General features: G+C 74.9%; 4 protein-coding genes and 1 pseudogene. All 5 read left to right on the top strand.

The features are described 5' to 3' along the window. The first annotated feature begins 20 nt into the window (after positions 1-20). The gene (locus ABTY62_RS01505; protein WP_352127285.1) at positions 21-662 is read left to right on the top strand and encodes a TetR/AcrR family transcriptional regulator; all 642 of its coding nucleotides are present in this window, start codon (positions 21-23) and stop codon (positions 660-662) included. Between the two features lie 248 nt (positions 663-910). After that, positions 911-4,873 carry a non-ribosomal peptide synthetase gene (locus ABTY62_RS01500; RefSeq protein ID WP_502997381.1) on the top strand — a complete coding sequence of 1,321 codons (3,963 nt, stop codon included), beginning with the start codon at positions 911-913 and terminating at the stop codon, positions 4,871-4,873. Beyond that, a complete protein-coding gene (locus ABTY62_RS01495) occupies positions 4,873-14,148 on the top strand; it encodes a non-ribosomal peptide synthetase (protein WP_352127284.1) in 9,276 nt (3,091 codons plus the stop codon). Before ABTY62_RS01500 ends, ABTY62_RS01495 begins: the two co-directional genes overlap by 1 nt. A 53-nt stretch (positions 14,149-14,201) precedes the next feature. Beyond that, the gene (locus ABTY62_RS01490; protein WP_352127283.1) at positions 14,202-15,074 is read left to right on the top strand and encodes a TauD/TfdA dioxygenase family protein; all 873 of its coding nucleotides are present in this window, start codon (positions 14,202-14,204) and stop codon (positions 15,072-15,074) included. A gap of 55 nt (positions 15,075-15,129) precedes the next feature. Further along, positions 15,130-16,320: pseudogene (locus ABTY62_RS01485) on the top strand (glycosyltransferase); the annotation flags it as partial. Between the last annotated feature and the right edge of the window lie 14 nt (positions 16,321-16,334).

The following is a 16,334-nucleotide window of genomic DNA, read 5'->3' as shown; positions in this document are numbered from 1 at the left end:
CAGAGCGAGAGGAGTCGAAGGTGCCGAATGCCGCACCCCGTACACAGCGGTCCCGCCGGGTCGACGCCCGGTCCAGCGTGGAGCGCATCATCGCGGCCGGACGCACCGTTCTCGGCGCCGGCGAGGGCTCCTTGGAGCAGATCGCCACCGAGGCGGGCGTGGGGATCGCCACGCTCTACCGGCACTTCCCCAATCGCGAGGCCCTCGTCCGGGCCGTCCTGGACGACATCCTCGAGACCGACCTCCTCCCCCTGATCACCGACGCCGCGGCACTCCGCAACCCGCGCCAGTCCCTCCTGGACATCGCCACCCGGCTGCTCGACCTCATCACCGAGGAGCGCGGACTGGTCACCTTCGCCAGCAACTTCGCCGATGTCGCCGTGGACGTGCTCCAGCGCTTCACCACCTCCCTCCACCCCTTGCTGCTCCGCGCCCAGGAGCAGGGCGAGATCCGCACCGACCTCACCGCGGAGGACATCCCGCGCTTCCTCGTCATGGGCATCGCCGGCCTCGCGCTCCCCGGCACCACGCCCTCCACGCGGGCACGCTTCATCGCCCTGCTCTTCGACTCGCTCAACCCCGCCAGCGCGACCCCGCTCCCGCCCCTGCTCCCGGAGGAGAACGACCTCCGCACGGCGATCAGCGGCGTCACCCGCGACTGACCGGCGCGGCCCGCCCGCGACCCGACGCGTCCCCACCGGTCGCGTTCCGGGCTGCCATTGACATGGTCATCACGCTGCCGAAAAATCTTCCCGGCACGCTTCGCACTCCCTGATCCATGACCTTGGATCGTGGTCCCACGCTGCCGGTGAGCAGGTTCCCGGCGCGTCGTCGCATGGGCGCTGGTCGGTCCGCAGTACCTGGCTTCCGCATGTTCCGGCTCCACACGTGAGAAGGGCTGCTCTTGTCGATGACATCGTTGTGCGGTTCTGCCTCCTCAACCGGGCCGGCCCCCGTTCCGCGGCCTGACAGTCGGCCGCCGCTCTCCTACGGCCAGCGTCGGCTGTGGGCGCTTTCCCAGCGGGAGGGCGCCAGTGCCGCGTACAACGAGCCGATGGCCTTCCGGCTGCGGGGACGGCTGGACCGGACGGTGCTGCGGCGGGCGCTGGACGCCCTGACCGCCCGTCATGAGGCGTTACGCACCCGGCTGGTGCCGTTCGAGGGCGAGGCGTACCAGCAGGTCGATCCGGCGGACACCGGCTTCGCGCTGGCGGTGGACGATCTGACCGGCCGCCCCGATGCCGAGGACCGGCTGGCCGACCTGCTGCGCCGGGAGACCGTCGTGCCGTTCGACATGGCCGCCGAACCGCTGGCCCGCGGACGGCTGGTGGTGCTCGGCCCGGATCACCATGTGATCGTGCTGACCGTGCATCACGCGATGTTCGACGGCTGGTCCCGGAGCATGATGCTGCGCGAGACCGGCGCGCTCTACGCGGCCCTGCTGCACGGCGAGCCGGATCCGCTGCCGCCGGCACGGTGGCAGTACGCCGACTTCACCCACCGGCAGCGGACGTGGATGGCCGGCGAGGAGCCCGCCGCGCAGGAGGAGTACTGGGCCGGGAAGCTGGCCGGCGTGCCACCGCTGCTGGAGTTGCCGACCGACCGGCCGCGCCCGGCCGAGCAGGACCACTCCGGCGACCGGGTGCACCTGGAGATCGGCCCGGAGTTGACCACGGCGCTCAGGGCGGTCACCGAGGAGCACGGAGGTTCGCTCTTCGCCACCCTGCTGACCGGCTGGTCGATCGTGCTGTCCCGGCTGTCCGGGCAGCGTGACCTGGTGGTGGGCACCCCCACCGCCAATCGGCGGCGCGGCGATGTCGGCGGCATCATGGGCTTCGTCGTCAACACGCTGGCGCTGAGGTTCGAGTTGGCGGACGCGCCGACCGGCTCCGCGTTGCTGCGGCAGGTACGGGCCACGGTCCGGGCCGGGGTGAAGAACGTCGACCTGCCGTTCGAGCGGGTGGTGGAGCTGGTCAACCCGCCGCGCAGCGCCGCGCACACCCCGCTGTTCCAGACCATGCTCGCCTGGGTCCCGCCCATGGAGGGGGTGCTGGAGCTGCCGGGGGTGGCGGTACGGCTGTTGCCGATGCCGTTCGCCCCGGCCAAGTTCGACCTGGTCCTGGCGCTGGAGGAGGCGGAGGGGCGGATCGTCGGCGATCTGGACTACGCCACCGCGCTCTTCGACCGGGAGACCGTCGAACGCCATGTGCGCCATCTGGTCCGGGTGCTGGAGCAGCTGGCCCGGGAGCCCGGGCGGCCGGTCACCGAGTACGCGCTGCTGGACGAGGCGGAGACCGCCGAGCTGCTGGCCGACTGGGACGCCACCGCTCGAACAGCGGAGCGGGCCGCCGAACCGGCCGGGCTGGTCGAGCGGTTCGAGGCCCGGGTGCGGGCGGCCCCGGCGGCCACAGCGGTGGTGGACGGCGAGCGTCGGCTGGCCTACGCCGACCTCGACCGGCGGGCCAACCGGCTGGCGCACGCCCTGATCGCCCGCGGGGTGCGCCCGGACCAGGTGGTCGCGGTGCACGCCGGCCGGTCGGCCGAGCTGGTGGTGGGGGTGCTCGGCGTCCTCAAGGCCGGCGCCGGCTGGCTTCCCCTCGACCCGGGCCAGCCGGCCGAACGGCTGGCCGCGATGGTGGCCGACGCACGGCCGGCGCTGGTGCTCACCGACCGGCGGGGCGCGCCGGACGGCTGGCAGTCGCTGACGGCCGTCGAGGCCGAGGGCGCGCGGGACGACGCACCGGGCATCGCCGTTCCGCCCTCGCATCTGGCGTATGTGATGTACACCTCCGGCTCCACCGGCCGCCCCAAGGGTGTCGCGGTGACCCGCGGCAATGTGCTCAACCTCTTCGACCAGTGGCTGGCGCGGTTCGGCGCCACCCCGGGCGAGGCGACCTCGGCCTGGTCCAGCATCGGATTCGACGCCTCGGTGCACGAACTGCTGCTGCCGCTCACCACGGGCGCCGAAGTGCACCTGGTGCCCGAGGGGTTACGCGGCGACCCGGCCGCGCTGATGGGCTGGCTGCGCGAACACCGGGTGGTCCAGGCCTTCCTGCCGCCGGCCTATGTGCGGTGGATCGACGAGGACCCGGACGGCCGGCTGGCCGGGCTGGCGCTTCGCCAGTTGCTGACCGGTGTGGAGTCGCTGCCCGAGGCGGCGCTCCACCGGATGGCCTCGGCCCTGCCCGGGCTGCGGATCTGCTTCGGCTACGGACCGACCGAAACCACGCTGTACAGCACCGCCTACCTCGATCCGCGGCCGGTGGACCGGCCGTGCCCGATCGGCCGGCCACTGCCCGGCACCCGGCTCTATCTGCTCGACGAGCGGATGCGGCCGGTGCCGCCCGGCGTGGTGGGCGAGGTGTACATCGGCGGGGCGGGCGTGGCCCGCGGATATCTCAACCAGCCGGAGCTGACCGCCGAGCGGTTCCGGAGCGACCCGTTCGTCGCGGGCGGCCGGATCTACCGCACCGGCGATCTGGCCCGCCGGCTGCCGGACGGCAACGCCGAATACGCCGGCCGTCGCGACGACCAGGTCAAGCTGCGCGGCTTCCGGATCGAGCCGGGCGAGGTCGAGGCTGCTCTGCTGGCACTGCCGGGGGTGCGGGAGGCCGCGGTGGTGGTCGACCGCGACCCGGCCGGCGAACCACGGCTGGTGGCGGGGATCGCACGCGGCGGGGCGCCGCCCCGGCAACCGCACGAGTGGCGGGCGGCGCTGGCCGAGCGGCTGCCGGACTACATGGTCCCCGCGGTCTTCGTGGAGCTGCCCGATCTGCCGCTGGGCCGCAGTGGCAAGCTGGACCGGGCGGCCCTGCTGGAGCGGGCCCGGGCGGCGCTGCCGGCCCAGGTCAACACCTCGGCCCCGCGCGACCATGTGGAGCTGGCGCTGCACCGGATCTGGTCCCGGCTGCTGCTCCACCCCGCCATCGGCATATCGGACGACTTCTTCGATGTCGGCGGCACCTCCATCTCGGCCATCAAGATGGCCCACGCGATCGGCGAGGAGTTCGGCGAGACGCTGCCCATCCGCGAGGTGATCCGGCATCCGACCATCGAGGCACTCGCCGAACGGCTGCGCCGGGGCGCCCACGGGCCGCCGGGCACGAACCTGATCGAGTTCCGGGCCGGCGCCGGCCGGCGGCGGCTGATCTGTGTCCATCCGGCCGGTGGTACCGCCTTCTGCTACCTGCCGCTGGCCGGCGCGCTCCCCGAGGACATCGGGGTCTGGGGCGTCCAGGCCCCGGGCCTCAATCCGGACGAGGCGCCGCTGCCCACCGTCGAGGCGATGGCGCAGGCGTACCTGGAGCTGATCGACGCCCGACCGGACCAGTCGTTGGTGCTGTGCGGGCTGTCGTACGGCGGTCTGATCGCGCATGAGATGGGCCGACGGCTGGCGCTGGCCGGACACCCCCGGCTGAGCGTGGTACTGCTGGACACCCAGGCCTCGGACGACCCGGCCGAGCGGGCCGCGATCCAGCCGGTGGAGTACGAGGAGTTCACCGAGAAGCTGGTGCGGTTCAACGGCATGTATCCGGGCATCGAGGCCGCCCAGCTCACCCGGTACTTCGCGACCTACAACCACAGCCGGATGACCGCCCGCGACCACGAGCCGCGGCCGACCACCGCCCCGCTGACCCTGATCGAGGCCGCCGCCGACGGGCCGGGCGCGGCGGGCCCGCACCCGACCCGCGAGTTCTGGCGGCGGCGGGCCGGGGCGGGGCTCACGGTGGTACCGCTCGACTGCGGCCACTGGGAGCTGCTGGAGGCCTCGCAGGTGCCGACGGTGGCCCAGGTGGTCGTCGCGGAACTGGCCCGGCTGGACGCCGCGGAGCCGGGCCGCCCGGCCGTACCGTCCGTGGCGCTGGGGCTCTGATGACGACCTCGAGCGGCATACCGGCCAGGGTGGCGACCGGTCTGGCCCACGGCGTCCACCTCCAGACGCGGCTCACCCCCGACGCGATCGCGCTGGTGGACCAGGGCCGCCGGTTCAGTTACGCGGCGCTGGACGCCGCGGGCGCTCACGTCGCCGCGGCGCTGCGCGGCCACGGGGTGCGCCCCGGCGATGCAGTCGCGGTCGGCCTGCCCCGATCCTGGCAACTGGTCGTGGTGGTGCTCGGTGCGCTGCGGCTGGGCGCCCGGGTGGTGCCGCTGGACACTCAGAGTCCGCCGGAGCGACAGGCGCACATCCTGACGGACTCAGGCAGCGTGGTGCTGGTGCACGGCACCACGGCGCCCAAGGACCCGCCGGCCACGGTGCGTCCGCTGTCGGCGGCGCGGCTGCTGAGCGCCGTATCGGACCACCGGGCCGGGCCGGGAGAATTCGACGGGTTTCCGCAGCGGCCGGCCGGGCTGGTCCTCTACACCTCCGGCACCACCGGTCGGCCCAAGGGCGTGGAGCTGCCGGAGGCCGGTGTCATGCGGATGGCCCTGCCCGGCTGGCTGCGGCCGGTGGCGGGGGCGCGGTACTCCTGCCTGTCCAACCCGGCCTTCGACGCGATCGACTTCGAGATATGGACACCGCTGCTGACCGGCGGTTGCTGTGTGGTGCTGCGGGACGACGACGTGCAGTCGCCGCACCGGCTCGCCGCCGCGCTGCTGCGTGAGCGGATCGACACGGTGCTGGTCACCACCGCGCTCTTCCACGCCGTGGTGGACACCGTGCCCGCCTGCTTCGCCGGCGCCCGGGAGGTGCTGATTGGTGGCGAGCAGCTCAACCCGGCCGTGGTGCGGCGCTGGTACGGGCACAACGCCGGCACCTCCACCGTGCTGCGCAACGCCTACGGACCCACCGAGGTGTGCACCATCGCGCTCAGCCACCCGCTCCCCCGCGACGTCGACGCGGACGTGGTACCGGTCGGCCTGCCGATCCCGGGCACCGGCGCGCTGCTGGTGGTGCCGGGCTCCGAACGCGTCGCCGAACCGGGCGAGGTGGCCGAGCTGCTGCTGTCCGGGCCGGGCGTGGCGACCGGCTACCGCAACCTGCCCGAGGAGACCGGCCGGCGGTTCGTCCGGCTGCCCTGGTACGACGGCGGACGGGAGCGCCACTACCGCACCGGGGACCTGGTGCGGGCCGACCCCGACGGCGTGATCAGCTATCTGGGCCGGATGGACCGGCAGGTGAAGGTGCGTGGCTTCCGGATCGAGCCGGCCGAGGTGGAACGGCGGATAGCGGCGCACCCGGCGGTCCGGCAGGCGTATGTCTGCACCCGGGAGGATCCGGAGGCCGCCGGACACGAGCTGCTGGCCTATCTGGTGGCCGGCCCGGAGCTGGGCTTCGAGGAGTTCGACCGGCATCTGACGTCCGCTGTTCCGGCCTATATGAGGCCGCGCCGGGTGCACCGGGTGGACGCGCTGCCGCTGACCGGCAACGGCAAGGTGGACCGGGCCGCGCTGTTGCGCCGTACGGACCGCCCGTGGCAGCGCTCGGCCGACACCGGCCCGGTCGCCCCGGTCACCGCCCGGCAGCGCGAGGTGCTGGAGCTGGCCGAGACGGTGCTCGCCACTTCGGGGCTGCGCCCCACCGACCGATGGATCTCCAGCGGGGGCGACTCGCTGCGGGCTCTGCGGCTCCGGTTCGAGATCCGCCGCCGCTGGGGGCACGAGCTGAGCCAAGCGGCGGTGCTGCACGCCGACTTCGCCACCATCGCCGAGGCGATCGACCAGGCAGGCTCTGCGGCCGGACCGCGCTACCCGGTGCCGGCCCCGCCGTCCGGTGCCACCCGCGGTCCGGCCACCAGCGAGCAGCAGCGGCTCTGGCTGCACCACCAGCGCTTCCCCGGCTCCCGCGGCTACACGGTGGGCCAGGCGCTGCGGCTGGACGGGCCGGTGGACCGGGCCGCGCTGCACCGGGCCCTGTGCGGCCTGGTGGCCCGGCATCCGGCCCTGCATACCGGGTTCGAGGCGTCGCCGGACCGTCTGCTACAAGTGGTGGGCGAGCCGTACGACCCGTGGACCGAGCCGGAGGCCGCGGCGCTCGCCGATGAGGAGGCCATGTCCGCCTTCGCCGACCGGTTCTTCGCCGAGCCGCACGATCTGGCGCGCCCCCGGATGCTGGCCGCCTGCTGGCTGCCGCGGCGGAACGGCGGCACGCTGCTGCTTCGGCTGCACCACATCGCGGTGGACGGCTGGTCGTTGACCGTGCTCTTCGGCGACCTGTCGGCCTGCTACGCCCGGGCGCTGGGGGCGCCGGACACCGCGCTGCCGGAGGTGTCCGGGGCGCCCACCCCGCTGGACCACGCGGCCTGGCAGGCCGACTGGTTCGCCGGGGCGGGGTACCAGGCGCTCCGCGCCGGGCTGCGCGAGCGGTGGGCCGCCGAGGAGGAGCCGGACGAGCCGCTGCGCCCGGCCCGCCACGGGCCCCGCCCCGAGGGCCGGCTGTGGCACACCGTGCTGGGCCCGGACCGCCGTGCCGCGGTGGACCGGCTCTGCGGCGAACTGGAGCTGAGCCGCTTCGAGTTGCTGCTCGGCGTGTTCGCCTGGAGCCTGTACGCGGTGACCGGCCGGACCCGGCCGCGGATCGCCACGCCGGTCACGGGCCGTCCTGTGCAGGAGTTCGAGTCGAGTGTCGGGATGTTCGCCAACACCGTGCTGCTGCCCGTGTCGGTGGCGCCACGCGGCGAGCTGCGCGCCGAGCTGCTGCGGCTGGGCGCGGCGGTGCGTGAAACCCTGGAGTGGCAGGACGTGTCGCTCGCGGACGTGCTGGAGGACCGTGGCCATCTGGCCGGCGAGTCCCCCTTCGACATTCTGTTCGTCCTGGAGAACACCGACTTCGGCGCGCTGGAGCTGCCCGGGATCGCCGCCCGGCCGGAGTGGCGGGCACCGGCCGAGGCCAAGGTGGCGCTGACCGTCTCGCTGGTGGAACACCCGGACGGCTTCGACTGCCTGTGGGAGTACGCGGCCGACCACTTCACGGCCGCCGAGGTCGAGGCCATGGACCGGCTGTTCCGGGCCGCCCTGGACCTGCTCGCCACCGGCCGGTCCGGCACCCCCGTCGAGCTGGCGGCCCCATACCGGCGCGGGCTGCCGGAGTTCGGGCGCGGCCCCGAGCCGACCGGCGGCTGGACCACGGTGGCCGAGGGGATCGCCGCCCAGGTGGCCCGGGCCCCGGACGCGCCGGCCCTGGTGGCCGCGGACGGCCCGGTCGGCTATGCGCGTCTTGACCGGTGGGCGGCGGCGCTCGCCGGGGAGCTGCGGGCCGGTCACCCCCTGGCGGCCGGCGACGAGCGGCCACGGCAGGTGGCGCTGTTCATGGAGCCTTCGGTGGAGCACGTGGTGGCGCTGCTGGCGCTGGCCCGGCTCAACTGGACGGCGGTGCCGCTCGACCCGGCCTATCCGACCGGGTTGCTGCGGCAGATCCTGCGCCAGGTCGACCCGGTGTGCGTGCTCCTCGCGCCGGGCGGCGGGCCGGCGTTCGACGCGGTGGACCCGGGCGGCACGGCACGCCGGACGGTCACCCTGGCGGACGGCGAGCCGCCCGCCGTACCGCTGCCGCCGCACGCCGGACGTCCGCTGTACACGCTGTTCACCTCCGGCTCCACCGGGGTGCCCAAGGGCGTCCAGGTCTTCGACCACACGCTGGCCAACCTGTTGCACTGGCAGGCGGCCGAGGGCGGTCTCGGCGCACCGGCCGTGACCCAGCAGTACTCCATGCTGTCCTTCGACGTCTCGTTCCAGGAGATCTTCACCACCCTGTGCGCCGGTGGCTGTCTGCACCTCGTACGCCCCGGCTGGCGGCAGGACGCCCCCGCGCTGCTCGACCAGCTGGAGTCGGCCGGTGTGGAGCGGATCTTCATGCCATACGTGGCGCTGCAACTGCTCGCCGAACACGCCGTCCATCTGGGCCGCTACCCGTCCCGGCTGCGCGAGGTGGTCACCGCGGGCGAGCAACTGGTGTGCACCGACGCCATCCGCCGCTGGTTCGCCGGCCTGCCGGGCGCCCGGTTGTTCAACCACTACGGGCCGACCGAGACACACGTGGTCAGCGCGCTGTGTCTGGACGGCGACCCGGCGCACTGGCCGGAGCGGCCGGCCATCGGCGTGCCGGTGGCCGGGGTGCTGTTGCGGGTGGTGGACCCGGCCGGCGAGCCGCTGCCACCCGGTCGCGTCGGCGATCTGCTGATCGGTGGCACCATGGTGTCCCGCTGCTATCCGGGCGACGGCGCGCTGAACCGGGAGCGCTTCGTCGAACTGCCCGGAGCGGGACTGTGTTACCGCAGCGGCGACCGGGCCGCCTTTGGCCACGACGGGCTGCTGCACTACCACGGCCGGGTCGACCAGCAGATCAAGCTGAGCGGCCACCGGCTGGAGCTGGGCCAGGTGGAGGCGGCGCTGCTGCGCCATCCGGGGGTGGCGGGCGCGGTGGTGGTCCCGGAGGGTGGCGGGCTGACCGCCTGCCTGGAGTGCCGCGACGAACCCCCTTCGGCCCGGGAGCTGGCCGACCACCTGCTGCCGCTGCTCCCGCCGCACGTACGGATCGACCGGTTCCGTCGTCTGGAGTCGCTGCCGCGCACCCCGAGCGGCAAACTGGACCGCCGGGCGGCGCTGCGCGCCCCGGGCCGGGAGCTGCGGCGCGCCCCGGCCGACGGACAGCGGCTGTCGGCGCGAGAGGCCGAACTGTCCGCCGCGTTCGAGGCGGTGACCGGTGTGCCCATCGGCCCGGACCAGACGTTCTTCGAGGCCGGCGCGTCCAGCCTGGGGCTGATGCGGTTCCACCTGCGGTGCACCACCACGCTCGGCCTGAGGTTCGAGATCACCGACCTGTTCGAGCAGGTGACGGTGCGTGCGCTGGCCCGTTTCCTGGACGGCACGGGGCCGGGCCGCTCCGGCGGGGGCGCCGCGGCCCAGCCCTCGGCCCCCGCCGCGCGTTCGGCCGGCGCGGCGGACCAGGAGCCGATCGCGGTGGTCGGGATGGCCGTACGGCTGGCCGGCGCCCCGGACCTGCGGGCCTTCTGGGAGCTGATCCGCGGCGGCGGCCGTGGCATCGAGTACTTCGACGCGCCGGACGGGCTGGTGGGGGCGCGCAGCCAGATGGACGGGCTGCTCGACTTCGACCCGGAACACTTCGGCATCAGCCGGCAGGAGGCCCGGCTGATGGACCCACAGCAGCGGCACACGCTCATGACCTGCGTCGAAGCGCTGGCGCACGCCGGCATCGCCGACACCTCGGCGCTGCGGGTCGGGCTGGTGGCCGGTGCGGGCGAGAACACCTACTTCCAGGCCATGCTGCGGCAGACCGACCCGGACCGGCTGCCGGACGGATTCCAGCTCGCGCTCCACCACGACAAGGACTTTCTGGCCACCAAGGCCGCCTACCACCTCGGCCTGACCGGCCCCGCCTTCACCGTCCAGGCGGCGTGCGCCAGTTCGCTCTTCGCGGTGCATGTGGCCGCCGGGCTGCTGCGGCAGGGCGACGCCGATGTGATGGTGGCCGGCGGGGTGCTGGTGGACACCGGGCTGAGCGACGGCTACCGCTACCGGCCGCAGCACATCTACTCGGTGGACGGCCACTGCCGGTCCTTCAGCGACGACGCCACCGGCACCGTCGGCTCCAGCGGGGTCGGCATGCTGGTGCTCAAGCCGCTGCGGCTGGCCCGCAGCGCCGGTGACACGGTCTACGCGCTGATCACCGGGTCGGCGGTGAACAACGACGGTTCGGACAAACTCGGTTACAGCGCCCCCTCGCTCGCCGGCCAGCGCGAGGTGATCCGGACCGCGCTGCGCCGCAGCGGGCGTACCGGCGCCGACCTCGGCTATGTCGAGGCGCACGGCACCGGCACCCGGCTCGGTGATCCGGTCGAGGTCGGCGCGCTGCGCCAGGCGTTCGAGGTGCCGGAGTCCGGCCGTACCGCGCTGAGCTCGGTCAAGAGCCAGATCGGCCACCTGGGCGCGGCGGCCGGCGTGGTCGGGCTGGTCCGGGCGGCGCTGTGTGTCCACCACGGCCTGATCCCGCCCACGCTGGACTTCCGCGCCCTCAACCCTCGGCTCGGCCCCGACCCGACACCGTTCTATGTGCCGACCGAGGCGCTGCCCTGGCCGGCCGACCGGCCGCGGGTGGCGGCGGTCAGCAGCTTCGGCATCGGGGGCGCCAACGCGCACGCGGTGATCGAAGCGGGCGAGCCGGGGCGGCCGGCCGACGCGCCACCGCCCTGTCTGCTGCTGTCCGCCTCCAGCGAGGCGGCGCTGCGCGCCGACGCGGACCGGATCGCCGCGTACCTCGCGGAGCGCCCGGAGGAGTACCCGGCGGTGCTGCGCCATCTCCAGGCCGGCCGACCGGCCCGCCGCCGGCGGATGGCGGCGGTCTGCCCGGACCCGGCCTCGGCGGTGCGGTGGCTGCGCACCGCCGCCACCACCGAGGTACGGCCGGACCATCCGGACACCGGGCCGGTCCCGGCGGCGGACCGCGGCGCGCCGCGGCTGGTCGCCGACTGGCTGGCCGGCCGGCGGATCGGCTGGCCGGCGGGGCCGGCGCAGCCGCCGTGGGACTTCCCCCCGCCTTCCTTCGACCGGGCGGAGTACGACGTCGAGCGGGCGGCGGCCGGGCCGGCGCCGACCGGTGCCGGCTGGCCGGCCCGGCTGGCCGAGGAGCGGTGGCTGCACCAGCCGCACTGGGTCCGGTTCCGCCGGGCGGGCGCCACCGCCCCGGCTGCCGCTGCCCGCCCGCTGGTCCTGGTCACGGACGGCCCGGCCGACCCGGAGCAGGTGCGGGCGCTGCGCTCGGCCCGTCCGCGGGTGGTGCTGGTGGCCGCCGCGGGCGGGTTCGCCCGGCTCGACGACGACTCCTACCTCGTGGACCCGGCCGACCCGGCCTCGCTCGGCGCGCTGCTGGACGCGCTGGGCGGCCTGGGCGCCGTGGACTGGCTGCACGCCCTGCCGCTGAGCGTGGCGGGCCCGGTCGACACCGACCTGCTGCGCCGGGCCCGCTGGGCCTGCCTGGACGCTCCGGCCGCGCTGGTCCGGGCGGCGGCCGGCCGCACCGGCATCACGCCGCGCCCGGTGTGGCTGTCGTACCGGGCCCGGCCGGTGGACGGCCCGGTGGACCGGCCCGAGACGGCGCTGCTCGCCGGGGTCACCGAGGTGGCGCCGCAGGAGGGCGCCGCCGCCGGGCACTGGGTCGACCTCCCGGCCGCCGCGCCGGCCGGCTGGGCGGCGCCACTGGCGGCGCTGCTGGCCGCCGACAGCGCCGACGAGCCACTGCCGGCGCACCTGGCGCTGCGCCACGGCTACTGGTGGCGGCGTGCCACGGTGCCGGTGGCGGCTCCTTGGCCGGCCGCCGACCCGGTGTTGCCGACCGGGGCGGAGACGGCCCACCTGGTGCTGGGCGGCACCGGCGGAATCGGCGCCACGATCGCCGGCTGGCTGCTGGAGCGGACCGCCGGCCGGGTGCTGCTGCTGGCCCGGCGGCCGGAACTGCCGGGCGCGCTGGCGCCATGGGCCGACCGGATCGAGCTGGTCGAGGCCGACCTGGCCGCGGATTCCGCCGCCGGCTCCCCGGAGCGACTCGCCGCTCTCGTCGCTCTCGTCGCCGACCGCACCGGACGGCTGGACACCGTGGTGCACGCGGCCGGCGCGGGGGCGGGAGGGCTGATCGCGCGCCGCGACCCCGCCGTGGCGCGGGCCGGTTCGCTCGCCAAGCTGCACGGTGCGCTGCTGGTGGAGCGCCTGGTGGAGCGGTTCCGGCCGCGGCTCGCCGTCTACTGCTCCTCCATGGCCGGGACGCTGGGCGGGGTCGGCCAGCTCGACTACGCCGCGGCGGCCGGGGTGCTGGACGCCTTCGCACACCACGAGCCGGAGGGCGGCGGGGCGACGCTCCGGCTGGCCATCGGCTGGGACGTGTGGCGCGAGGCCGGGATGGCGCTGCGCGCCCCGGCCTCGGACGCCCGCCACCAGGCCCATCTGGCGGTCGGGCTGACGGTGGCGGAGGGCCGCCGGACCTTCGCGCGGGCGCTGGCCGCACAACTGCCGCAGGTGCTGGTCTCCACCACCGAACTGGAGGCGTCCCGCGCCTTCTACGCCGGACCCGCACCCGCCCCCACCACCGCGGCCACATCGGACACCGGCATGGTGCCGGACACCGCGGGCTCGCGGCCCGGCCCCGCGGAGAGCGGGAGCGAACCGGCCGGGCTGCTGGGCGACCGGCTGTGCGAGTGGCTGGGTCTTGACGCCCTCGACCCGGACACCTCGCTCTACGACCTGGGCGCCGACTCGCTGACCCTGCTGGACCTCATCGGCGAGATGAAGCGCCATTTCGACGTGGAGCTCGACCTGGCCGAGCTGAGCCACCAGGTCTCGCTGAACGAGGTGCTGACCCTGCTGGACCGGGCCCGCACCGCGGCGTGCGACACCGGCGGTACGGCCGGGGCGGCCGATGCCGTCCCGGTGGCCGGATCGCAGGTGGCGCTCGAGGTGTGGCAGCAGGGCACCGGAACCGAGGTGCTGTGCCTGGTGCACCCGGTCGGCGGGGACATCCAGGCGTACCGCGCGCTGGTCGCGGGCCTCGACCCGCGGCTGACCGTGGCGTTGATCGCCGACCCGGCGCTGCGCCGGCCCGGCGGCCCGGAGTGGACCATCGCCGAGCGGGCCCGCCACTACCACGCGGCGCTGGAGGCGCGCTTCCCGGCCGCCGGCTGGCACCGGCAGCTCGCCGGGTGGTCGTTCGGCGCCTGGGTGGCCCTCGGCATGGCCGCCGAAGCGGAGGCGGCCGGCCGGCCCGTGGACACACTCCACCTGCTGGACCCGCCGCCACCCGGCTCAGGACCGCTCTACCGGACGTACGGCGAGGCGGAGTTGCAGGCGCTCTTCGCGCATGAGCTGGGGCTCGGCGGCGGTGGCCGGGACGGCGAGGCGGCCCGGGAGTACGCCGACCGCCTCACCCGGCGCTGCCTGGCCAACCTCCGTGCCATGGCCGGGCACCGGCTGCCGCGGCTGGCCGCCACCCCGGCCCGGATGTGGCTGGCCCGGCTCCCGGAGCAGGGTCTGCCGCCCCTCGGCTCGCCCGCCGAGCAGCGGGAGCTGTGGCGGGCCCATCTGACCGCGCCGGGCGCCTGGGAGGAGCTGGAGACCACCCACTACGGCCTGGTCCGGCCACCCCATGTGGCGGCGGTGACAACCGCGGTCAACGACGTCCACCGCGAGGTAGCCGGTCGGCGCTGACGCCCGGAACCGGCCGCCCGGAACCATCCGCCCCCATACCGGCAGGGAGAGCCATGGAAGACTACGAACTGGACGCCATCAAGCGGATCACCACCCGGCCACGGGCCGAGTACCGTACCATCGAGGTCGCGCCGATCACCCCGGTCATCGGCGCCGAGGTCTCCGGTCTTGACCTCACCCGGGAGCTGACCGAGGAACAGCTGGCCGAGGTCCGCCGCGCCTTCCTCGACCACCATGTGCTGGTCTTCCGCCGGCAGGACATCAGCGTGGACGACCACAAGCGGTTCGCCGGCCACTTCGGCGAACCCCGTCCGGTCAACCCGCCGCCGCCGGAGGGCGACCCGTACGTGCTGGAGATCCGCACCAGCGCCGAGGCGAGCAACGTGGCGGGAAACGGCTGGCACGCCGACGGCACCGCGGACGCGGAGCCGTCGCTCGGCTCGATGCTGCACATCACCCGGACACCCGAGCCGGGCTGCGGCGGCGACACCCTGTTCGCCAACATGTACCTGGCCTACGACATGCTCTCCCCCGCGCTGCGCGGGCTGCTGGACGGGCTGACCGCCGTGCACGACGGCGGGCTGTCGCTCAAGGGGTACCCCCTGCCACCGGACTACGTGGTGCCGAAGTTCGAGCACCCGCTGGTGGTCCGGCACCCGGAGACCGACCGCCGGGTCCTCTACGTCAACCCCGCCTACACCGACCGTATCCCGCAGCTGTCGGGCGACGAGAGCCGAGCGGTACTGGACCTGCTCTTCAAGGTGGTCGCGGAACGCCCGTTGCTCTCCTGCCGGGTGCGCTGGGAGCCCGACACCCTGGTGTTCTGGGACAACCGCTGCGTCCAGCACCACGCGACGTACGACTACTACCCGCACACCCGCTACGGCCGCCGGGTGGCCATCAACGGCGGCCCGCTCAAGAGCTGAGCCGGGACCGAGCCCGGATACCCGAGCCCGGCTACCCAAGGAGACGGGAGTCCGCATGCGTGTGTTGCTGTCGACGTACGGGTCGCGCGGGGACGTCGAGCCGATGGTGGCGCTGGCGGTGCGGTTGCGGGCGCTGGGCGCGGAGGTGCGGATGTGCGCGCCCCCGGACCAGGAGTTCGCCCGGCTGCTGGCCGGTGTCGGCGTGCCGATGGTGCCGCTCGGCCGGCCGGTCCGCCCGCTGATGCACGGGTCGACGCCACCGTCGGAGGCTGAACTGTCGTGGCGGCGCGTCGAGTTGGTCGCCCAGCAGTTCGATGTGGTGGGCGCGGCGGCGGAGGGTTGTGATGCGCTGGTGGCGGCCGGCCTGAGCCAGGTCGCCGCGCGGTCGGTGGCGGAGAAACGGGGCATCCGCTACGTGTACGCGAGCTACTTTCCGGTCGCCCTGCCGTCACCGCACTACCCGCCGCCACCGCGGGAGGGCCTGCCGTTCCCGGCGGACGTGACCGACAACCGGGCGCTGTGGGACCTGGACGCCCAGGCCATCCAGGAGCTGTTCGGCGCGGCGCTCAACACCCGCCGGGCGTCGATCGGCCTGCCACCGGTGGACAACGTCCGGGACCACGTCTTCACCGACCACCCATGGCTGGCGACGGATCCGACCCTGAGCCCGTGGCAGGAGACCCCGGACCTCGATGTGGTGCAGACCGGCGCGTGGATCCTGCCCAGGGAACGCCCGCTCCCGGCCGGGTTGGAGGCGTTCCTGGACGCCGGCACACCACCGGTGTACGTGGGCTTCGGCAGCATGCGCGCACCGGAGGACGCCGCCCGGGTGGCCGTCGGGGCGATCCGCGCGCAGGGCCGCCGCGTGGTCGTCTCCCACGGCTGGGCCGGGCTGGCCCCGGTCGACGACCGGGACGACTGCTTCGTCGTCGGCGAGGCCAATCTCCAGGCGCTGTTCGGCCGGGTGGCCGCCGTTGTGCACCACGGCGGCGCGGGCACTACCACGGCGGCCGCCCGGGCGGGCGCGCCCCAGGTGGTCGTACCCCAGATGGTGGACCAGCCGTACTGGGCCGGCCGGGTGGCCGAACTGGGCATCGGCGCGGCGCACGACGGCCCGACTCCGACCGCCGAGTCCCTGTCGGCCGCGCTCAGGACGGCCCTGGCCCCCGAGACCCGGGCCCGAGCGACCGCCGTGGCAGGGGCGGTCCGCACCGACGGGACGACGGTGGCCGCGGAGCTGCTGCTCGGCGCCGGCCGATC

Origin of the sequence: Streptomyces sp. NPDC097640 (assembly GCF_040302705.1) — a bacterium.
In the GTDB taxonomy this organism is placed as follows: Bacteria; Actinomycetota; Actinomycetes; order Streptomycetales; family Streptomycetaceae; genus Streptomyces.
The sequence above is the reverse complement of the archived record's forward strand: the minus strand, read 5'-3'. Positions and strand labels throughout refer to the sequence as shown.